General features: G+C 38.1%; 31 protein-coding genes and 1 pseudogene. 8 read left to right on the top strand and 24 right to left on the bottom strand.

Annotated features, from left to right (window positions below; genetic code table 11):
• Window positions 1-247 precede the first annotated feature (247 nt).
• Together AKG98_RS15175 and dfrA are read right to left on the bottom strand one after the other, a co-directional pair.
• Window positions 248-526, bottom strand: coding sequence for an NUDIX domain-containing protein (locus AKG98_RS15175; protein ID WP_083543994.1), 279 nt, complete (start codon window positions 524-526; stop codon window positions 248-250).
• Between the two features lie 27 nt (window positions 527-553).
• On the bottom strand, window positions 554-1,027 hold the full coding sequence (dfrA, locus tag AKG98_RS15180; protein WP_067047551.1) for a trimethoprim-resistant dihydrofolate reductase DfrA: 474 nt from the start codon (window positions 1,025-1,027) through the stop codon (window positions 554-556).
• 208 nt (window positions 1,028-1,235) lie between these two features.
• Between dfrA and AKG98_RS15185 the strand changes: the two genes are divergently transcribed.
• The gene (locus AKG98_RS15185; protein WP_067047556.1) at window positions 1,236-1,805 is read left to right on the top strand and encodes a porin family protein; all 570 of its coding nucleotides are present in this window, start codon (window positions 1,236-1,238) and stop codon (window positions 1,803-1,805) included.
• 339 nt (window positions 1,806-2,144) lie between these two features.
• On the opposite strand, the gene AKG98_RS15190 is transcribed toward AKG98_RS15185, so the two are convergent.
• The 8 genes from AKG98_RS15190 to AKG98_RS15225 form a co-directional block, all read right to left on the bottom strand.
• Window positions 2,145-2,699: a nucleotidyltransferase family protein gene (locus AKG98_RS15190; RefSeq protein ID WP_067047559.1), complete on the bottom strand. Its 555-nt coding sequence runs from the start codon at window positions 2,697-2,699 to the stop codon at window positions 2,145-2,147.
• Between the two features lie 22 nt (window positions 2,700-2,721).
• Window positions 2,722-3,186, bottom strand: a complete 465-nt coding sequence (locus AKG98_RS15195; protein WP_067047562.1) for a GNAT family N-acetyltransferase — start codon at window positions 3,184-3,186, stop codon at window positions 2,722-2,724.
• Between the two features lie 82 nt (window positions 3,187-3,268).
• Window positions 3,269-3,661, bottom strand: coding sequence for a GFA family protein (locus tag AKG98_RS15200; RefSeq protein WP_198155543.1), 393 nt, complete (start codon window positions 3,659-3,661; stop codon window positions 3,269-3,271).
• Between the two features lie 6 nt (window positions 3,662-3,667).
• Window positions 3,668-3,898, bottom strand: coding sequence for a DUF6434 domain-containing protein (locus AKG98_RS23020; RefSeq protein ID WP_067047568.1), 231 nt, complete (start codon window positions 3,896-3,898; stop codon window positions 3,668-3,670).
• A 1-nt stretch (window position 3,899) separates the two neighbouring features.
• A complete protein-coding gene (locus tag AKG98_RS15210; protein WP_067047571.1) occupies window positions 3,900-4,391 on the bottom strand; it encodes a GNAT family N-acetyltransferase in 492 nt (163 codons plus the stop codon).
• A 9-nt stretch (window positions 4,392-4,400) separates the two neighbouring features.
• The gene (locus tag AKG98_RS15215; protein WP_067047575.1) at window positions 4,401-4,943 is read right to left on the bottom strand and encodes a DinB family protein; all 543 of its coding nucleotides are present in this window, start codon (window positions 4,941-4,943) and stop codon (window positions 4,401-4,403) included.
• A gap of 156 nt (window positions 4,944-5,099) precedes the next feature.
• Entirely contained in the window at window positions 5,100-5,561 is a 462-nt protein-coding gene (locus tag AKG98_RS15220) for a GNAT family N-acetyltransferase (RefSeq protein WP_067047578.1), read from the bottom strand.
• Window positions 5,562-5,607: 46 nt separating this feature from the next.
• Complete coding sequence (locus AKG98_RS15225) at window positions 5,608-5,994, bottom strand: tautomerase family protein (RefSeq protein ID WP_067047581.1); 387 nt, start codon at window positions 5,992-5,994, stop codon at window positions 5,608-5,610.
• A 374-nt stretch (window positions 5,995-6,368) separates the two neighbouring features.
• Here AKG98_RS15225 and AKG98_RS15230 point away from each other — a divergent pair, with 374 nt between their 5' ends.
• Complete coding sequence (locus AKG98_RS15230) at window positions 6,369-6,839, top strand: hypothetical protein (protein ID WP_067047584.1); 471 nt, start codon at window positions 6,369-6,371, stop codon at window positions 6,837-6,839.
• Window positions 6,840-7,161: 322 nt separating this feature from the next.
• Here the strand turns inward: AKG98_RS15230 and AKG98_RS15235 are convergent, their stop codons facing one another.
• From AKG98_RS15235 to AKG98_RS15245, 3 genes are all read right to left on the bottom strand, one after another.
• On the bottom strand, window positions 7,162-8,004 hold the full coding sequence (locus AKG98_RS15235) for a methyltransferase domain-containing protein (RefSeq protein ID WP_067047588.1): 843 nt from the start codon (window positions 8,002-8,004) through the stop codon (window positions 7,162-7,164).
• Between the two features lie 238 nt (window positions 8,005-8,242).
• Window positions 8,243-8,680 (bottom strand): gamma-glutamylcyclotransferase family protein, encoded by a 438-nt coding sequence (locus tag AKG98_RS15240; RefSeq protein WP_067047591.1) that lies wholly within the window; start codon window positions 8,678-8,680, stop codon window positions 8,243-8,245.
• Between the two features lie 107 nt (window positions 8,681-8,787).
• Entirely contained in the window at window positions 8,788-9,216 is a 429-nt protein-coding gene (locus tag AKG98_RS15245; protein WP_067047594.1) for a lactoylglutathione lyase, read from the bottom strand.
• A gap of 138 nt (window positions 9,217-9,354) precedes the next feature.
• Here AKG98_RS15245 and AKG98_RS15250 point away from each other — a divergent pair, with 138 nt between their 5' ends.
• Together AKG98_RS15250 and AKG98_RS15255 are read left to right on the top strand one after the other, a co-directional pair.
• Entirely contained in the window at window positions 9,355-9,648 is a 294-nt protein-coding gene (locus AKG98_RS15250; RefSeq protein WP_083543996.1) for a phage integrase N-terminal SAM-like domain-containing protein, read from the top strand.
• A 556-nt stretch (window positions 9,649-10,204) separates the two neighbouring features.
• Window positions 10,205-10,609: a hypothetical protein gene (locus AKG98_RS15255; protein WP_067047600.1), complete on the top strand. Its 405-nt coding sequence runs from the start codon at window positions 10,205-10,207 to the stop codon at window positions 10,607-10,609.
• A 137-nt stretch (window positions 10,610-10,746) separates the two neighbouring features.
• Here AKG98_RS15255 and AKG98_RS15260 read toward each other — a convergent pair whose 3' ends face one another.
• Window positions 10,747-11,187, bottom strand: coding sequence for an NUDIX pyrophosphatase (locus AKG98_RS15260; protein WP_067047604.1), 441 nt, complete (start codon window positions 11,185-11,187; stop codon window positions 10,747-10,749).
• 108 nt (window positions 11,188-11,295) lie between these two features.
• The gene (locus tag AKG98_RS15265) at window positions 11,296-11,751 is read right to left on the bottom strand and encodes a GNAT family N-acetyltransferase (RefSeq protein ID WP_067047607.1); all 456 of its coding nucleotides are present in this window, start codon (window positions 11,749-11,751) and stop codon (window positions 11,296-11,298) included.
• Window positions 11,752-12,012: 261 nt separating this feature from the next.
• Between AKG98_RS15265 and AKG98_RS15270 the strand changes: the two genes are divergently transcribed.
• Entirely contained in the window at window positions 12,013-12,309 is a 297-nt protein-coding gene (locus tag AKG98_RS15270; RefSeq protein WP_067047610.1) for a hypothetical protein, read from the top strand.
• A 30-nt stretch (window positions 12,310-12,339) separates the two neighbouring features.
• On the opposite strand, the gene AKG98_RS15275 is transcribed toward AKG98_RS15270, so the two are convergent.
• The 3 genes from AKG98_RS15275 to AKG98_RS15285 all read right to left on the bottom strand — a co-directional run bounded on the left by AKG98_RS15275 (window position 12,340) and on the right by AKG98_RS15285 (window position 14,275).
• Window positions 12,340-13,050, bottom strand: coding sequence for a GDSL-type esterase/lipase family protein (locus AKG98_RS15275; RefSeq protein WP_067047613.1), 711 nt, complete (start codon window positions 13,048-13,050; stop codon window positions 12,340-12,342).
• A gap of 28 nt (window positions 13,051-13,078) precedes the next feature.
• Window positions 13,079-13,525, bottom strand: a complete 447-nt coding sequence (locus AKG98_RS15280) for an RDD family protein (RefSeq protein ID WP_067047616.1) — start codon at window positions 13,523-13,525, stop codon at window positions 13,079-13,081.
• Window positions 13,526-13,636: 111 nt separating this feature from the next.
• Complete coding sequence (locus tag AKG98_RS15285; RefSeq protein ID WP_067047619.1) at window positions 13,637-14,275, bottom strand: LysE family translocator; 639 nt, start codon at window positions 14,273-14,275, stop codon at window positions 13,637-13,639.
• A gap of 199 nt (window positions 14,276-14,474) precedes the next feature.
• On the opposite strand from AKG98_RS15285, the pseudogene AKG98_RS21950 reads away from it, so the two are divergent.
• A pseudogene (locus AKG98_RS21950) lies at window positions 14,475-15,017 on the top strand (transposase); the annotation flags it as partial.
• A gap of 71 nt (window positions 15,018-15,088) precedes the next feature.
• On the opposite strand, the gene AKG98_RS15295 reads toward AKG98_RS21950, so the two are convergent.
• The 4 genes from AKG98_RS15295 to AKG98_RS15310 form a co-directional block, all read right to left on the bottom strand.
• Complete coding sequence (locus AKG98_RS15295; protein ID WP_067047633.1) at window positions 15,089-15,610, bottom strand: SMI1/KNR4 family protein; 522 nt, start codon at window positions 15,608-15,610, stop codon at window positions 15,089-15,091.
• A 128-nt stretch (window positions 15,611-15,738) separates the two neighbouring features.
• A complete protein-coding gene (locus tag AKG98_RS15300) occupies window positions 15,739-16,632 on the bottom strand; it encodes an SDR family NAD(P)-dependent oxidoreductase (protein WP_198155544.1) in 894 nt (297 codons plus the stop codon).
• Window positions 16,619-17,086 carry a GNAT family N-acetyltransferase gene (locus AKG98_RS15305; protein ID WP_083543982.1) on the bottom strand — a complete coding sequence of 156 codons (468 nt, stop codon included), beginning with the start codon at window positions 17,084-17,086 and terminating at the stop codon, window positions 16,619-16,621. The genes AKG98_RS15300 and AKG98_RS15305 overlap by 14 nt, the downstream gene beginning before the upstream one ends.
• A 78-nt stretch (window positions 17,087-17,164) precedes the next feature.
• Entirely contained in the window at window positions 17,165-17,680 is a 516-nt protein-coding gene (locus AKG98_RS15310) for a GNAT family N-acetyltransferase (protein WP_198155545.1), read from the bottom strand.
• 191 nt (window positions 17,681-17,871) lie between these two features.
• On the opposite strand from AKG98_RS15310, the gene AKG98_RS22320 reads away from it, so the two are divergent.
• Both AKG98_RS22320 and AKG98_RS15315 read left to right on the top strand, forming a co-directional pair.
• On the top strand, window positions 17,872-18,048 hold the full coding sequence (locus AKG98_RS22320; RefSeq protein ID WP_157534146.1) for a hypothetical protein: 177 nt from the start codon (window positions 17,872-17,874) through the stop codon (window positions 18,046-18,048).
• Window positions 18,045-19,106, top strand: a complete 1,062-nt coding sequence (locus AKG98_RS15315; RefSeq protein WP_067047636.1) for an IS91 family transposase — start codon at window positions 18,045-18,047, stop codon at window positions 19,104-19,106. The genes AKG98_RS22320 and AKG98_RS15315 overlap by 4 nt, the downstream gene beginning before the upstream one ends.
• Window positions 19,107-19,355: 249 nt before the next feature.
• Here the strand turns inward: AKG98_RS15315 and AKG98_RS15320 are convergent, their stop codons facing one another.
• Both AKG98_RS15320 and AKG98_RS15325 read right to left on the bottom strand, forming a co-directional pair.
• Window positions 19,356-19,757, bottom strand: a complete 402-nt coding sequence (locus AKG98_RS15320) for a RidA family protein (RefSeq protein WP_067047639.1) — start codon at window positions 19,755-19,757, stop codon at window positions 19,356-19,358.
• A gap of 127 nt (window positions 19,758-19,884) precedes the next feature.
• The gene (locus AKG98_RS15325) at window positions 19,885-20,292 is read right to left on the bottom strand and encodes a GNAT family N-acetyltransferase (protein WP_067047642.1); all 408 of its coding nucleotides are present in this window, start codon (window positions 20,290-20,292) and stop codon (window positions 19,885-19,887) included.
• Window positions 20,293-20,411 lie beyond the last annotated feature (119 nt).

Genomic DNA, 20,411 nt, shown 5'->3' on the forward strand with positions numbered 1-20,411 from the left:
ACGGAAGAATAGAATGCTAAGATTGCACTGAATAACCATCTTAATCAATCAGTTATTTACTATTACTTAGGTTTATCCATTCGTGTAACCCTGCTTCAAACTTTAGATTATTCTTTAAAACACATCTAACCTAGCCTTATGTGTTAAGTTCGCATCACGAAAGCCATTTGAATCTCACCATTTTGACTACTGGCTACGTCAAAAGCAGCATCTTGTCATACAGTTTTTTTGTTTTCTATAATTTCATTTAATAACTCTGGAAGCTACTCAGGTTTAAAACTGTCGTTGACCTTGCTACGGCAAAAATATCTTCGTTTTCCTTCAACAGTTCACTAATGTCATTGGTTAATCCAGTCTCTTCATACAACTCTCTTTTAGCTACATCGAGATAAGTGTCACCTTCCGTGAGTTCGCCACCAGCAGTCGCCCAAAAAGGAGCAGGTTTATGCTCGTCTTTATATTGAAACAGTAGAAGTTTTCCTTCATCGTTTACGATCATCAATCTTGAACATGTTCTTGTTTTCAATTTAATTCCCATCCTATCAACGGCTTCTTAACTCTTTTTCCAAATTTGATAGCAATAGTTAATATTAGATTTAAACTTTTGCTCAAACGCTAAACTAAATGAATCAGGGATTTCAGGGAAAACAATATCCCCTTCAGTTTCAATATCAATTGTTGATATATGCAAAGTATCAACTTTAGAAATCAAGCTTCTATAAATCTCGCCGCCACCCGAAACAATAACATGATCGGTAATATCTTCTAACTGTCTTAAAGCACGCTCAATTGAAGAGAAAACCATTACATTTTCATCCTCTGAAACGAAATCAGATCGTGATATTACGGCGTACTTACGATTTGGTAGCGTCCCCATAGACTCAAAAGTTTTGCGTCCAACTAAAAGCCATTGATTATATGTCATGGCTTTGAATAAAAGTTGCTCGCCTTTGGCTTGCCATGGAATATCAGGACCATTGCCAATTATCCCATTCTTAGACTTTGCAGCCATTAATGATAACTTCATGATTAATTCCTTTGGTTAATACCTAATTATCCTCTGCTAGGATTTTTGATAACAACATGAACACTTTTGAATTAAAAACAAGCGATTACACAAATACACCTTTATTTACAATACCTTACTATACTTTAATCTAGTTGTATTGTTTTAAATTTAGTGTCATTTATAATCCAGCCATCAAAATAATCCATAATAAATATAAAGGTAAATAATGAAATCTATAACTGTACTTGGTGCCTTAGCTGCAATCGTATTAACGACACATGTTCAAGCAAACCAAGACGTCTCAGGCTTCTACATTGGTGGTGGTTTAGGCTCGACATTTAGTGATTCGGATAGCAGTTCATTTTATTCTGATACCGATGGTAGTACACTAAAACTTATTGGTGGTTACCAATTTAACCGTATCGTTGCAATTGAAACTCAATATACAAAATATGGGGATATAACACCATATAACAACAAAGATGGCTATAAATGGGCTCCCAGCACTCTATCTGTAACCGCTAATCTTGGTTACACTTTCCAAAATGGTTTACGCCCTTTTACTACCATTGGTTTATCATCACTGGATCTAAACCAAACAACGAAAAAAATAGACGATAACAATGCTACAGCCGCACGTTTGGGACTCGGTTTAGAATATACACCCGCTACTTTATCTAATATAAACTTCCGTGCAGGCTATGAAGCAGATGCTTTCACACTTCAGTCTACTGGTAAGCCTGATACTGATGTTATTTTAAGTTCGCTATACCTAGCTGCATCTTACAAATTCTAACGTTGTAAATTTATGGCGTTGGTCTATATCTAGTTAGCCCGATTCAAATTATACGATAGTCTACAACGAACAGTAGACTATCACTCTCACCGCACTTCCTTAACTCCCTCTTATTCTTTTGATAACCCATTTATAACTCCAAAGACTTATGAGTATTTAATGAAAAATTGTATACAGCTACATGTTTATATATAGCCGTTCAACGTACTTGATTAATGTTGAGCTAATACAAAAGCCATTTCTATTTCATCATTTTGGCTATTCTCAGCCTCCAACACTCTACAATATACTTCCATATAACCTCGTTAAATATACGCTGAAAAAAACTCACAATCCTACCTAAGTCCAAGGTTCGACGGTTATTGATGGCCATCGGTCCTTAAAGCTCTTGCTCATTTTAATGTAACTGGTTTCTGTCATTGCTATTTTGTTTGGCTTTACATACATATTGAAGGCATCCTCTAATCCGTACGGCGCATAAATAGATAAGCAGCCTGATCTATCCAAAGTAAAACCAATGGCAAATGCAGATAACCAAGAGTCAATACCTTGCTCAACTCTATCGTAAGATTGAATTTTTAATCCACACTTAACCGGATACCATTTATGCACATTAGCTTGATTTTTAATGTCGATCTTAACGGTATGGCTTAACTGGCTGCTAATATCTTTTTCATAGCACTCTTGTGTGTAAGTCTCGACATAGTCAAAGTAGACAATATCAAAGTCTTTAACCTTATCTAATGATTCTACCCCAAGTACACTGTTCCATATCAACTGCGTAATCGCCCCACCCGCAATATAGAAGTTCGGTAAACCAGCACTTCGGCAAGCTTCTGCAGTCTCAATCAACTCGGGTACAGACTTTATTAACAATTTTAGCTGATGTTCCATACGCCCTCTACTTACCAAGCTATTAACTTACTAATTTCTTAGACATATTATAACCACTAATAGCAAAACCAACTTCTTGATATAACTTTAAAGCCCTTTGATTGTGGTAAGCAACTCTTAATTTTATTTGCTCAATGCCAATTGATTGCACCTGTGATTCAAGCGCCTTAATTGCTAACTTTCCATAACCGTTATTACGGCTATTAGAGAATATGAAAAAGTCATAAATAAATGTGGATTTATCACTTATCTTAATCGAGTGCCATAAATAGCCCACAAGGTTCGATTCTGATTCAATACACAGCAGCTCGTGTTCATTGGTTTCCAATCCATTAGGAAAACAACGTATGAGTTCTTGCTGAGCTAATTCGACAGCCCGGTCCATTGAGTGACCATAGTTTTGAGAAATCTCATGACTGTAATCGTCAATGAAATAATCACAATACGCGGGATATTCATCTGATGTCATTGGTCGAAGTAGGATCATGCTTAGTCCTGTTAAAAAGTGATTTTAGCCTGTATACCACCAACACAACTAGCGGTGTTCGGTTACAGTCCTCGGTATGTATTTACTCAAATTTTTCACGTTCCGGTAGTTGTGAGTTTGTGCAATACCAATTTGCTTTTTCTGATATCCAGATATGCTCTTTTTCTTGCGAACCAATATCGCTATCTAAAGAACCTAATCTTAAAATGACGTGGGCTGCATCATCCCTTTTTGCGTAAATTTGAGAGCCACAATTCGAGCAAAAATAACGATATTTTCCTGCTGATGATTCATAAGAGAAAAGGCTATCTTTAGCTAATAGATTGAAGTCACAATCTTGCACAGCAGCCACACTCGAAAATGCACTACCATGCGCTTTTCTGCAAGTCTTGCAGTGGCAATGTACTATATCACCGACTTTTCCTGATATTTCGTATTTAACTAAGCCACAAAGGCAACTTCCATTTATCATCATATTTACCTATAAATTTAACAACATGAAATTCGATTTCCGACTTAGCCACTCTCCGACTGCATCACCCATAATTAATCCTTCCGCACCTTTCATCCACAACATGAAATTACGATCAAACTTAAAATTTTCGCCACAATTTAACTTAAAGAACCGACGAACATTCTGCGTGTTCTTATAAGACGATGTAATCAAAGTACAGTTAGAAATAGTATCTTTATGCCAATCAAATTCATCCATGTTAAATTTGTTTCTCCAACCAAACTGAACTTATGTAATGACCGTGTTTCTTCGCATACTCATTAAATATACCGATCTCTCTGAATCCAAATCGTTTATGTAAAGCAATAGATCCATCGTTAGGCAAAGCAATACCAGACAAAGCACGATGAACGTTCTGTGTTTTTAACGCCGTAAATAGCCGATTATATAGTGATGAACCGACCCCTTTACCTTTAGCTAATTCATCGAGATAAACAGTCACTTCCACCGTATCCTCAAATGCTGATGCAGGCCTATATAATTGAGAGCAAGCAAACCCTAAAACTAACGCATTTTCGACCGCTACATAAATTTGATGTTTTGAATCCGGCTTAAACTGCTGAAACCATTTAAGCCTATCTTCGTAAGAAAATATCTGCTCTTCGAAACGAGCATTTGTGTTGATAATGTAGAAGTTAAAGATGTCTGTAATAGCGGGTACATCGGATAACTCCCCAAGTCTAATGTCCATGTTATATCCTTATGCTCGACAGTCTTCAATTTCGATTAAAAGATCAGTAACACCAATATCAATATCTAACTGATTCAAAATGGTACTTAGCTGGCCTCGATGATGGGTTTGGTGATTGAATAAGTGACTCACCAACGCACCAAGGTTTCTTTCACTAACCACACCAGCTGTATTCGAGTACACTAAGGTATCCTCAAAGTCGTCACTTTTAACTTCGTGTGATAACCACTCAACAATCGATAAATCGACCAGTTCGCGTACTTGCTTTAAAGAGGCCAGATCTGAATACAACATATCGCTCAACCCATTTGGCCGAGGTAATTCTGAGAGCTTATTCAGCGATAAATAACGCGTTGAAAATGATGAAAACCGTGTAAGCCAAATCAAGTCCCCTACCAATATATGGTTGAGAGTACCTAGGATTGATTTAAAAAACGCAGACCTATCTTCAATAAGAGTTTCAGGTTTCAAAAACTCAATAGATTCATAGACCTGACGATTCATTCGTCGGTTGTAGTTTGCCAATAATAGATAGTGTTCAGTTGATAACATGGATATTCCTTTATCCGTAAAAAGATGACTTGTACAACCACCTATATCTTAATGAGTACATGATGACACTATGCGTATAACACCATGTTTATGCAACTAAAATTTTCCTGAAGCTGATTTACCGAGGAAAACTTAATTTAATCCTATTCTTATAGGCTATATTCGTTGTTCAACATTGAGTTCCATAGGAACATAACGAATGCCATTTATACTCAACTCCTCCGACATCGCTTTAAACCCGACTTTCCCATAAAAACCAAGTGCATAAATCGATGCTTTGACTCGAATCAACCTTGCACCACTAACTTGTTTCATTTCTTCGACTAGTCGTTTAGCTACACCAAAACCATGATATTCAGTTTTAACATAAAGATGACCAATGTAGTTTTCTTCCCGCCAAGCTATATAACCAATAATGTCGTTACCAATAGTTGCTTTAACCGCCGAGTAAATTTCGGGATTCTTCACCTGATCGATATCAGCCTTAAACGCAATTCTAATCGCCTCCTGACCTTCTGTATTAAGTAGAGGCACGACATGTTCTTCATTAACTGACTCACCTAATTTAAGGATTAAATCTAAATCCCTGTGAGTCACTTTTTCAAAAGTAAATTCCATTTTTTCTCCTAGTACATAACGTCCAAATAAGGAACGGATATAACAGCTATACGTTGACTTTATACTTGAGGTCATTGACTTCGTCACCAGTCATACCACGGAACCCCCATTGATGAGGAGCTTGTTCTTTAATAATGATCTCAACATTAACAGGAGATATTAAAAGCTGGCGCTCTATTTCTTGAAATAGTGATTTGATAAGGTTCTTCTGTGTTTCTATTTGGCGACCAGCCATCATATTTATTTCTATGACGGTATAAGCATCAGTACGTCCACCCGGATAATAAAAATCTGCTCTATCCATAGGTATGAAACGATGTGCTCGCTTGTCTTCTGGAAAGCCCAAAACGGACTGCATACAACCATGTATCACATCGGACAATTTTGCTTTTATCGGATTTAGTTCTTCTTTGATTCCGTAAATTACGATCATATTCGTTCCTTGAATACCTAGACATAATGACTCCCCACTAAGCGTTAGCCTCCAACTTCGTGGGTTAGTTTTTGAAACCAGAGCCATAATATATTTGTTACAAAATATTAATGGAAATTAGTATAAGTAAATATAACATAATTTTTATTGCCATGGACATACAGCAATCATTTATTCAGGTCGCTTATATTAAAGATGTGCAGGGCGTCAAACCAATCTACATAAGTAAAAATACATAAACAAAATAATCAGTTACAAATTTTATTCAAATCCAAACTCCCACAAACACTATCTTTTAGTATGTCTGTAAATTCGCACCTTATATGATTTAATTAGCTTCGAACTAGGATGTCATTATAAAAAAGGAAATAAAAATGAAATTTATAACCCCAGTATTAACTTCACTATTGTTATCTATAGCAACACTACTTCCAACTGTAAGCTTTGCAGATGTGCCAATTAAGTTTCTTGAGTTGAATGATAATAATGACTACGAGGTTTTTCGTACCGCACAAAAAAATACTGACAAAGTAACAATGATTATTTTTTCAAATAAAATATCAGCTGCAGATAAAAATACTAACTGTAACCTCTGTGATTGGCTAGAAACAAAAACCATGCAAGAATTAGTAAATGAGAGGTCAAAAATATTAAGCCCTTATATCGTTTACAATAATGCAAACTCTGAGTTTATAAGAACTCGTAAATACCAAATAGGTGACGTTTTCCCTGCTGCATCATTTTTAATTAAAGGCAAGCATTGGAGAACCTTCAAGTTTGGTGAACTTACACCAGATTGGTTGATAGAGGTAATTGATTTCGTTTATGAAGAACAGAAAAAATAATTGATTTCGTGAATGACTCGCAGTTTTAGCTGCGAGTTGCATGCACTGCGCAGTCATTGACAGACACACCATCATTCTCGTTTATTTTCCCCGAACTCGGTAATAGCATGAAATGACATGTGTTGGATCTCGCGAACAACCTAGCCGAAAGCGAATATAATAAGGGTAATAGCGGCGTTTCATATCAAGGTAAGTCCATCATAGATTGAATTCATTAATTTACTATATATGAGGAGGGATTAGGGCTTGTTAAACACCCTAATAAGGTGCCGGATACAACCAAAATTAAGAATCATTAATAATTGTTACGGCCCCCTTCATTCTATTTTTTCTGCGCACTGACTCCCATCAGATGATCGACCTTTACCACGTTCTTAAAGCCCGCTGCTTTTAGCCGGCGGATGACCCCGTCGACAAAGCTGCTTCCCTTCTTTATTATGTGTGGATTTCCCGTGTAATGAAAAAGCTGTCCGTCCTTGCGTAGCACTCGGTAAATCTGTCGGTAGAACTCTTCACTATAAAGCTCACCAGCAAGGGAAAAACGCGGTGGATCGTGAATGACCGAATCAAAAGAAGCCGCCGGCATTGTGGGGATCAGCTCATAGCTACTGCCCTGACGTTGCACAATCCCCTTGTTCCCCAAATCATTTGACCAAGGGTTCAGCGCGCGCAGCCCCATGACCTCTGGGCTCAACTCGATACTAAGTACCTCGATTGCGCCTAGTCGGTGGGCTGCAATAGCCGCGTAGCCTAGTCCGCTACAGCAATCCAGTACCTTATCACCCTTACGTACCGCCTTCTGAGCCATCTCGGAAGCACTAACAAAAGGGTCAGTCCCCTTGGATATGTGCATTTTAACACCACTAATTTCTAGTAGAGGTGATCCATCCGTAGGAACAAGTTTGTAGTAGCCAGAACTGCGGTCTTCAAGCGGAACTATATCGCCATCGCTACAGAGGTAAATCCTCTGTGTCTTCTTAACGATTTTTTTGAGTTCGTCAATGGAAAGTCTATTGTCTTCGTCGAGCACGAGGCTCTGATCACTTAAGGAAAAATCCTGCTCAGAAATATTCAGATCAACAGAGATCCGCACGCAAGACTGTCCTTTGGCGATAGCCTCCAGCGCCTGTTTGGCATTTGTTGTATGAAGGTAGTAGTTGGGCATATAGTTCGTCTATCTAGTTAAAAATACTGGCCCTACTATACACCCTCAGCGTTGGAGGGCTAACTTAAATAATGATATTCCCCCGAAAAAATGAACACCGGACATTTCAGCTTTATAAGTAATCTGATTAACAAAATTAGATGCATCCGGTTCACACGAACACCTAGCCGAAAGGCGAATATAATAAGGATAATGGTGATAATAAATAACGAGGAAAAAGGATTTATGACTAGAAAGTTCAGTTATTGGGTCTAACATTAAGGTGTCGGCTGCGATATAGTTCAGCATGCTCGATGCAATACTCACCTGCAAGTTCAGCTTGAACTTCTCCAGAAACTACCATTTCGGGTAGCTTACCATAAGCAAAAACACTCAGTTCCTCACCAGATTCTAGACAAATAACCCGTATCGTAATTTTACGATAACCACCAGGTTCGTTGATTCGCTCCAGTACATCCATTAACTCTAGAGCATCGTTTGTCACTTCAAAAACTTGCCCTCTAACAGGGTGACCTTTACCTGGATTTAAAATCAACCAAGGCGAAAAACGCTCACCGACTAAATAAAGTGGATAACTTTCCTTAGTATCAAAATTTTGACGATAACGAATTCCTTTATTTGTTTTAAAGTTTGGGAAACCTTCTTTCAACGTTCCAAATACGAATACTTTGTGCACGAAATACTCCCTATTCCTAACACCCAAATAACGGGCTAAGTAGTACTTGCTAAAATATGGAACCGAGCACGCTCTACGTGTCCCAGTTAATTTTCCTTGTTAGGCGATCACAACTTGTAGTCATTTTTATAAGAAGCCTCATCTGATAAATACTCGATAAATTCAAATTGAATTCGGTGCTCATCAAGATAATAGACACTTTTTCTATATGGATGATTACCACCAAAGTGATCTAATTCAAAGCCTGCTACTAATAAACGATCGATGACATTTTGAATGTTTGGAACGACTATTCCAAGATGTTTCACACCAGTCCAATGTTCTTTCCAATCTTTAACTCGACCTTCTCCACCACCCTGAATAGCGATGTAACTATCATCATCTCCAACATGATACCAATTAATAAACTTACCGAACCAGTTATCCATCTTGCCACTGCCTCTTACTTCCCACTCTGGAATTGCAGATAATAAAAAATTTATAGTATGTTCTGGATTAATAACTGTAATATTTGCGTGTTCAAAATAGCTTTTCAAGATAGATCCTTGTAGTAAAACATAAAGGCAAAGTATGTCGTACTTGCCGTACACTGAAAGTGATTGAATGCCTTGTTGAACGAAACCGCTGCGCGGCAGAGTAAACAAGCATGCATACTAACCAATAGCATCACGATTATGGTGGAGAATTATTGGAGTTACCAGTATCAACGATTCCAACTGAAACGATTTAATTTGCTTTATGAACAACACCTTAGCAATTTAAGATTGCAAGGTAAACGGCCTACGACCATTGATGGTTATTCTCGTGAAGTTCGATGCATTACAGCTTATTTGGATAAATATCCCGATGATTTAACTGCTGCTAACCTAAAAAATTACTTTAACAGTCTTATCCAAGCCCATTCATGGTGCATGGTTAAAATCGACCGTAATGGCTTACAGTTTTCTATCACGATACCCTTGGAATAGTTCAACATCGCTAAGCGCCAACGAAAAGGCGAATTTGAGGATTGTCGAAAGGATTACAGCGAGTTTGATATTACGGATGCCCACTCGGAAATGAGAACATGTTGAGGCGAATACCCAGTTTGATTCTAAAGTTGCATAGGTGTTGCCTTAAGAACAAGACTCATAGCTGTAGCCGTATATACCGAATTACTAAAAGCCACAGGTTATAATAACGTTTTCGTTTTAAGAATAAAATAGGCTACCAATCAAACTGTACTTGCCTACTTAAAGCTATAATTGAATAAAATTCATACTACCAACAAGAGCCTAAACAACAGCATAATGCTAAAACAATCCGACAACCACACCGCAACAAAAAATAACCAGTTATTAACACTGTTAAATACAGGTTAATAAGAGTAAAGCTTCACTTACAGTTATTTGCACGATCATTTAATCTGAAACGCTTTACAAACACCCCTTTAGTAATAGTGTCGCACTCAGTTAATGCGCTGGCGATTATTTATTATTAGTGCATTCATTTACTATTATAGTATTTATTTACATAAGGTTTGTTATGAAAAAGATTTTCACTTTAGGTTTAGCATTGTTAACTCTTTCCTCTGTAGTTAAAGCAGATGACTATTCGCTAGAAGATGCTGATAATAACTATAGTTATCAAAAGTACACCGTCCTCAACAGTACAAATGGCACTGTAAATCTCGATTTTCATCCGGTGGCGTCAGGAATATGTAATAAACACACGTTCACTGACGTTGCTGCTTTTGAGAAAAGAGTAGACGAACATTCACGAGGTGTTTGTCTGCTTCAGGGGATCACCGGAACGTTAAGAATTGACGATGAGAGATACGCTCTTAGTTACGAAAGCAAAGGTACTTCCTATGGTACATTTGTCGTTCTGGTAGAGAAAGATTTGAAGGGGAATTTCATAAAAGCTTATCTAAAACACATGAAATTCTAAAACACCTCAAGCAATTAATTTATTGCTTTTTTAGGGGGGGGATGGTTCCTACCCCTATTCTAGTTAAAGTGATTAATCAACTCCTTCGACACTTCCAGTCAGCTATTTAAGCGTTTATCAATATAATTTCGCCGCTGTTATGAGTTTAACGATACCTCAACATGAGACAACGCTTCTTTGTTATTGCCAAAGTTTAATAACTCCATGGCTTCCTTTAAATTGAACCAGCCAAACTCACTATGCTCATCTGAAAGAGTCGGTATTTCATCTGTATACGCAGAATAAACATGTTCAGTAATGAATATAGAATCTTTAGGGTATTTAGACTTCCATTCTTTCTTTATCGCGTATTCATAGGAATACTCTGATGATAATAATTGAGAAACATTGAGTCCAGACTCTTCATTTATCTCACGTAAAGCAGTTTCTTGAAGTGTCTCTCCAGTCTCCATGCCACCTGTAATGCCCTGCCAAAAACTTGGAAGACCAAGACGGGCTACTCTGTTGAATAAGAGATATTCTCTTTCTCCTTTATTAATTCGATAAAGGAATATATTAACTGAATTTGGTTCTCTCACTTTCTACCTACTCTCATTTAAGGGGTGATAATATAATTGGGTGATTTAATCAGAACATAGCATGACAGCCTTGGTGAATTTTAATTCAGAGGCTTGTTAGCAGACAACTTACAACGCCAATTTGAACCCTTCATGAGTTGCTATAAAACCAAGTTTTTCATAAAACCTAATCGCATCTGGACGCTGTTTATCGCTAGTAAGTTGAACTACTTTACAATTCTTAGTTTTCGCTAGCTTAATGGCATGTTCAAACATTTGCTCTCCGAATCCTCGACCACGAAAAGACTCATGGATTCGAACTCCTTCGATAAGACAACGCCAACTACCAATATGAGTGATGTAAGGGATAAAAGTTAGCTGGAGCATACCGACTAGCTGCTCATCAACCTCGACTATTAGGAGCTCATTATTAGGGTCCACATCTATCGCTTTAAATGCGTCAACATAAGAGCGTTTCAATGGTATTGATGCGTCTTCCCTTTGACTTCCGAGCGGATCTTCGATAAGTAATGACACTAGATTTTCCAAGTCATTCACCTTTGCTGAACGATATTTTAATTCCATAGATACATCCTTTTCACCTCGGCCTACTAACCAATAGCATCACCATTATGATGATGTCTTATTAGAGTGTTCAGTATGAATCACTCACAACAGAAGCGATTTAATTTTATTTATAAACAACAGCTTACCAATTTAATACAACAAGGTAAACAACCAGACAAAAGCATCTCTATGGCAACCTTATGGCTTACAAAATCAACCCTACCGTTTACCAGCTAATTTATGTACTTCAGGCTTTTATTTGTCAGGAAAGGTGACCAAATGGACACACTTGACCCTTATTTTGAAAGTGAAGTCTTAAACATTATGGAAACTTGTCCTAATATGGTGACGGTTTTACTTAAAAATCAGAGTATGTCTGAGTCTTGTGTGAGAAATAATATTTTTTACTCAAATCCTCAGCCGGGTGGTAAAAATGAAAGTGCTATTAATGAATTATTAAAAGCATATGTGCATAAAATAGATGACCAATTTAACTGGCCTTTTCATTTTTCTGGTCCTTGCAAATTGCCATTGCTAAAAGTAATTCTAGTTCTAGATGGCATGAATATGCCATAAGTTTACCTAAAGGTAAGCTCAAGTCACGGTTCATCCATTGTCTAGCGCTTTTCGAAGCAGACTTATCCATACTCTGTAGCCGTCGGTGTTTAAATGAACGCCGTCTCCAGTATGAAATGTACTTTTCAAATTTCCATTAGGTTCTTGAAGCATGTTGCTGGAATTAATAAAAATGACATTTACATAGTTCGTGGACATCTTTTTTAACGCTGAATTTAGCTGAAGAATCCTCTTGTTAGATACTTTGACTGAACTTACTCTTTCATCAACTGGTAGCACAGCACTCAAAATTATTTTTTTATCTTTAGGTATAAAATTCAATATTTTTTGATAATTTTTAACGATACGGCTGTTCTCTCGGCGTTTAAGGTCGTTCACTCCAATTGCGATAACTATGGATTTTGCTGTGGTAACTGATTTATAAAATGGAAGTCGATTAATTACTCCAACTGTTGTATCAAACCCAATTCCATAATTGACTGAATACTCTGATATGGCCGCAGTCGCTAGCCCTTGCGTTATGCTATCACCAATAAAAATTGTCGCACCTTCGGGAACAGAACCATCCATACGCTTATGATAGGTCGTTATTATATTGTAATAATCGGAAATTTCGGTGGGTTGATAAACCCCAATTTTTCTTCCAACTAATTCAATGAAATCACTTTTAACAAGTATCACAGCAATAATTATATGTAGTCCTACTACATACCCGCACCAAACTTTATTACGAGATTTCATATGTATCCTTAGATGCATAACGCCGCGTTTATTGGCGTATTACAACTGTACCAGCAAGTTTGTCATGCCATGCTTGTTTCTTTTTATCCCAACCTATCCAGAAAAAACCAAGGCCAATTGGAAGTAATGAGATGTAATAGCCAATGTAGCGAATGACAGATTGTTGAACTGTAGGTATATTGCCTGTTTTGGCGTCTACCACTTTGGCTTTTAACACCATTTTACCTGGTGTTGCAGATTTATAAATCCAAAACATGATTGTAGCTACAAAAGGAAATACCCAGCTAATTATAAAGTCAGGTAATCCCATGATCAATTCTTCTGAGTACCAATATTGGCTTCCATATATCATGTGTAATATTGGGAACGTAATTGCTATCATTAAAATCATATCAATAATTGAAGCTCCACACCTTGCCCAAAAACCAACATATTCTTGTGATGAACCTAATTTTTCCATTTCTGTACCACTCATTTACTTATCCATTATTGATTGAAACTCTAAAATACCTAGCGCTTACATAAGCGGAAAAATATAGTTGGCTATAAGCCAACTGTTGCGTGCCCGACTTGAAAACACTTATATTTACGTTGCCCGAGACTTTGATAGTACACCGCAACCAAAAATAATGAATGCACTATTTGTTATTTTAGAAAAAATAGGATTCCCTTTTAAAGTAGAAAACCGATTATTAATGTTTTTTGCTATATATGAGTAAACCAAGTGAACAGATATAACAAGAAAGCACATAGTTAAAAACATTTGCGCAAACTGCCAGAAAACAGGTTCATTAGTTGATAAAAATTGTGGTAAAAAAGCAGAAAGAAAAATAACCGTTTTAGGATTACTCGCTGATACCAAAAATGCCTCTTTGCATATTTTATAATAAGATAGCCGTCTGGAACTAGTCGCTTCAAATTCAGGAGTTTCAACAGCTTTAATTTTAGTAAATAACCCTGTAATACCAAGGTAAATTAAATACCCTCCACCAATTACTTTCAAAGCGAAAAATAAAATCGGAGATTTTGCTAATAACGCCCCAGCACCGAAAGCGACTAATGTAATAATTACAAGCTGACAAAATAGGTTTAACAGAATCGTAATACTTGCTGCTTTATAACCATATTTAATCGCATTTTTTACAACTAATAAAACATTTGGGCCTGGCGACAAAGTAACGATTAAATAGGCAACAAAAAATAACAACCATATTTCAAAATTCATATTGATTTCTCATTCCGTGAGTACATATAGACATAATGACTCCCACGAGGTGCTAGCCTCCAACTTCGTGGGTTAGTTTTTAAAACCAGAGCCATAATATATTCATCACAAATATAAAATGGAGACTAGCATGAGTAAACATAACATAGTTTTTATTGGCATGGACACACACAAATCATTTATTGAGGTCGCTTATATTGAAGATGTGCGGGATTTATCTCGTGACAGAGACACGGCAATGAAAGATCTTAAAGAAGGTAAATATCAACTTAAAGCCTTGCTGCTGCGCAATAATGTTACAGCAAAAATGAAAGACAATTGGTCGAAGCAACAGGTGTTTTTGCAGAACTCGTGGATCTAACCCGTTTCGACCATCCAAGAAAACTAATGAGTTACTTAGGGCTAACTCCTAGCGAGCATAGTAGTAGTAGTAGTAGTAGTAGTAGTAGTAGTAGTAGTAGTAGTAGTAGTAGTAGTGGTGGCAGTCGCAAGTCGGATCTATCACCACGTGTGGTAATAACCGAGCAAGGCGATTACTGGTCGAAGGGCACACACCTATCGCTTTGCAGCAAACATCTCCAAAGAGCTGCAACTTCGACAGGAAGATCTAGGTCAAACCATTGTTGAGTTAGCGTATAGAATCAAGCACCGGGTGTGGCACAATCACCGACGAATATACTTGCTTCATTCTTACGTTAACTCACTTTATTTAATGAAAATGAATTTATGGCTATATTTTTAGCAAGGGTCTCTGCGTTTTACTTGACGTGGGGAGTCATACAAACACCGCCTTAAGCGGTGAGTAATAGAGCTTTATAAGTACTCCCAAAAATCTAGGATCCCTTCATCTACACCAAACTCTTTTTGCTGAAAAACTGTTAACTTAGACTGAAACCAAACACTAAAATTTTCAAATATCTCTTCACATTCAAGATCATCTCCCCAATACTTAATTATCTTTCCTGTAGAAATATCAATACAGAGATAATCCCCACCATTTCCATCTGCAAATGGCACGAGTAAAGCTGACCAACCATTTATTAGCCCACCTTTTTCCGACAAGTTAAAATCATTAGTCGCATCGTACCACTTCAACATTGATTTTATTGAATAAAGCTGACCTTCTTCGCACAATATATTTCTATGGGATGTCTCCGTTTGTCCATTGTGCACTTTTAAATAGCTTTTAAAGGCTTCGGGCAATGTGCCATTTATTTTTTGTTCGAAAGCATCTATCTCTGCACCTGATGCAGGAGGATTAAGAGTATCTAGCACACCTTTTGCGTTATTCTCTAAGAATATTTCTAAGTCGTTCCAAATCGATTCTATGTTCATAACTTCCCTTTTTAATCACAGCACATGCTCTATACGTCCTGTTAACAGGTAAAATACAGTTGGCTAAAATTAGCGACGAAGGAGCAGTTTTTTGTCCTTGTTTAACAACTTGTTAAGCTCATCCACACCTACGTGAGATTAAGCCCACCATCAGAAAGAATAATTTCACCTGTTAGGTAACTGCTAGAAATAAGCATTGAAGCTGTATGTGCAATCTCATTTGGTTTTGCTCCCCGTTTCATTGGAGATTTTTCTTTCCAAAGCTTTTGCGCCTCAACCCAACTTTCTGTCATTGGCGTATCGACAAGACCCGGAGCAATAGCATTAACTCGAATATCTGGAGATAAAGTCAAAGCCAAAAGTTGCGTCATATGATTAAGCGCAGATTTACTTGCTGCATAAGGAATAGAAGCTCCTTTCGGACGTACACCAGCATGTGAGCTGATATTAATAATACTACTGGGGCATTCTGAGGTTGATGATTCTCTGAGGGCTTGCTCCGCCTCTGAGATCAAAGTCCATGGAGCAATAACGTTTACTTCATAAAGATCACGCCATATCTCTGCCGTTGCATCTTTTAGTGAACCATGAGGAATCATCGCATTTATTCCTGCATTGTTCACTAATACATCTAACCGTCCATGATGAAGTAAAACTTCGGCTATCAACCTTTTAGTTTGGATCTGTTCAGATAAATCAGCTTGAAAATATGTTGCGTTAGGAATTGTTCTAGCTAAGTTCTCACCTTCGGTTACCGATGATCGAGAATGAAATACAACAGTAAACCCATCTTCAGCGAGTTGTTGTGCAATAGCTTTACCTATCCCTGATGTCGAACCAGTTATGAGAGCAACTCTCCCTTTATTTTTTTCTTGATGAGAACTCAATGCCATCTCCATTTGATTGATGAGCCTAACGCCTGGCACAGTCGCAGACAAAATTGGCGGTTGTTTTGCCGGCGTTTTGTAAAAACAAGTGACACTTTTGGCTGTCGGTTGCTGCCACTTGTTATGCGATTGCATATTTCATTTTGTAACCACCAGTAATTTCAAAACCGTTAGATTGGTAGAACTCTACAGTACGATCGAATTCTGGTACTGGCGGAGTGCATAATTCAAGACGCTTCCATTTTTGTTGTTTTGCAAATTTCACTATTTCTTGAATAAGTGATTTTCCTACTTCTTTGGAACGGTATTCTGGCATTACGTAAAATTCTTGAATAATGCCAAAGCTGCCTTCTGCATAAAGTGAGTGGCTTTCACAGATAGCGCCAAACCCAATAATACTATTTCCATCAAATGCAGCCATGACATGATAAAGGCCATTTGAAACATAATTCTCACATAAACTTACAGCTAGAGGAACATCAACATCAAAGTGCTGTATTCCAGTGCGTTCAATAATCTCATTCGTTAGACAAATTGCTAACTTTGCAATTTCTTCAGATTGAGAGTTATCAATAATCTTGTATTTCACGCGATATCGAATCCTTTTAACGCATAACGCCGCCAGCACAGGCGAGCGGAACGTAGTGTAGCGAGTCCAAGCCGCGTTTTATTGCGGCTGATTGTGACTGGCCTTGTTATACGCTTCTAAGTTTATTGCTAGGTATTTCGTGCCCTGCACTGGATTACTTGTAATTGGCTCATGATCGTCAAAACCCATGTTTTTATACAGCTTATATGCCGCTTTAAACTCCGGTAGAACATCCAAGCACATTTTCTTATACCCAACAGTTTTTGCCTCCAATAAAAGCCTCCGGACTAGAGTTTCCCCTAGCTTTATTCCTCTAGCTTGGGGGCAAACATATACACGTTTCATTTCACAGCAATCGTCGTCATATCGACGAAAAGCTGCGCAGCCTAGCACCCTTTCTGAGTCAGAAGCTAAAAATATTTGAGAAGACTCCCCCTCATACAGCTCTGCAATAGACAAAAAATCTTTCTCATTATTTTGAAAGCCAAGATCTGCCTTGGTACTAGAAATATATTCTCTATACAGACAAAGAACATCCTTTAAATCCTTCGGGAAAAGCGCTCTTTTAATTGAGTACAATTTTTGATTCCTCATCGCGTATAACGCCCCATTAAGAGGTAAATGATAGTTGGCTAAAATAAGCGACGAAGGAGCAAATAGCCAACTGTTATTTGTCCTGCTTGAATGGCTTGTTGAACGAAGCCGCTACGCGGCGAAGTCATTGCCCCACCTGTCATACTTACCAATAACATCACCATAATGGGGATGACATTGGAGAATTCAGTATGAACAGCTCACAACAACAACGCTTTAATGTTCTTTATGAACAACACCTTATCAATTTACGTTTGCAAGGTAAACAACCAACGACTATTGATACCTATTCTCGTGTAATTCGACAGATTAGTGCGTATTTTGATAACGCCACAGATAAATTAGCGCTAGATTGGAGTTTAAAATGAGTACCTTCATTGATTTACTGCGCATTCATCATCACGAGTTTGAACAACAATTTGGCAATCATCTTTCCCATGAAAGCCGTCGTGCAATCTACGCTATGCTCAGTTGTAAAACGAGCAACCGAGGTTGCTCGCAATGGTATTGTGGTCACTGCCAACATGATGACCGACTGCCGCTTTCTTGCGGCCATCGACATTGTCCGCAATGCCAGCAACGCACGACTTCTGATTGGCTTGAGCGCCAACAATCAAAGTTACTGCCCGTGCACTACTTTCTGGTCACGTTCACTTTGCCTTACGAGTTACGAGCGCTTGCGCGTTCGCAACCCAAGCCACTCTATCAATCAATATTCTCCGTCGCTGCAAGTGTGTTGAAGGATTTTTCCAAACGTAGAAACGGCGGCGAAATAGGCTTCACCACCGTTTTGCATACTCACAGTAGGCAACGTAATTTACATCCCCACTTACACATTATAGTCGCCAGTGGGAGCTACAATAAAATGCGCAACCAATGGCATAAAGGTAAGAGTAACTATCTGTTTAACGCCTTTGCACTGGCTAAAGTCTGGCGAGCTAGAATGATTGATGTAATCAATCAGCACGCTGATTTATCTCTCGCGAACACTGGTACATTACCCACTAAATGGGTCGTTGATTGCCGCAAAGTAGGTTATGGATTGCCTGCAATAAAGTACCTGTCACATTATTTGTATCGAGGTGTGTTGCCTGATAAAGATATCATCGACATAGGTAATAATACTGTCACGTTCAAGTACAAAGACGGACAAACGCAAGTAACGAAAACCAGAGTCTTACCGACCTTGAAATTTCTCTGGCTCATCTTGCAGCATGTCTTACCCAAAGGATTACAGCGAGTGCCGGATTATGGTTTTTTGCACGGTAATGCCAAGCGGCTACGAATGCGTATTCAAGTCATATTGCTGCATCTGTTTAATTGGAGTATGCCTGAGCTCGTTGCAACGAGCACAGCAAAAGCAATCCGTATTTGTCCTTGCTGTCAGCATGAAATGAGGTGTGTTGGCATTACGCGAACGACCTAGCCGAAAGGCGAACATAATAGGAATAATGGCATTAACATGACAGGTTGGAGATATTAAATTTATGGTACAACTAGCTAGTTAATTGATAAATAACAGGTCTGTTATTTATCTCAATTTCGCTCGTCTTGGGTTTAATTCCAAGACGAAGTGCCCACCAAGATCAAACACGTAATTTACTATATAAAGAAGGGCTCGGGCTTGTTCAACACCCGAATAAGGTGTCGGCTACGCGACACCTATTCTTATATGTTAGCCATTTTTCATAGATTTAACAGCTGTAGCAACTACTTTTATTTTTCCACCAAAAGGCAAAGCTGCAGCTTCATAAATCGTCCTAGCGGGTCTTTTTCCTTCTGGAAACAGATCCATATAGATATCATTGACGTCTTGGACTTCAGTTAAATCTGAGAATGCGATATCAACATATACTATTTCTGATTTATCAAACCCAGCTGCTTTTGCAGCGGAAAAGACGTTACCAAACGCCCGTATAGCCTCTTCTTTTATAGTGCCAACTACATATTCACCTTTAACATTTACTGATAATTGTCCACTTATAAAGCACATATTATTCACTACTACAGCATGGCTAATTGGATTTGACCATTGAGGCAAATCAGCTCCAGTTGTGATGAATTTTCTATCGTCCAAAATAATACCCTTTATTGATTAACACGAATGGCTAACGCCAACCACAACTGCGCAGCGAAATGGCGGGCATTTTGGCACAAAATGCATGACAGTTCGCGGAGTCAGATTGCTGGTTTTTGTTATGTGCTTAGTGCTCATTACCTGCATACACCCACATTGGCTCTGTTTTACCTGCACGCTCAAACCCCAATGCCTTGTAGAAATCAATGGCCTCACCATCTGCGGTAAGCATTTGTTGGTGAAAACCTCCGTAAACAGTTTGCATTAATTCCATCATTTTACGACCAATGCCTTTCCCATGATACTGAGGATGAACTAACATATGTGGGTAATAAACAACTAGATATCCATCTGAAATAGCATTGCCAATACCAACTAAGCTTCCGCCAACCCTTGCAGTAACCAAAGAATGTGAGTTACGCAAAGCAGGGATTAATAATTCGGGTTTCTTAGCAGAAGACCAAGAGTTAGCTTTATATAAGTCGATAACTTCTTTATCTTCAATCGAATCGTTTAATTCTATTTCTATGTTCATACTGCTCTCGAATTCATTTGCACATAACGCCTAAATAAGCGGCAAATAGAGGTTGGCTAAAATTAGCGAAGAATGAGCGCAAGCCAACCTTTATGCGTCCGTTCTTGATTTATTTGTTG

This window comes from Moritella sp. JT01, from assembly GCF_001574435.1.
Taxonomy (GTDB): domain Bacteria; phylum Pseudomonadota; class Gammaproteobacteria; order Enterobacterales; family Moritellaceae; genus Moritella.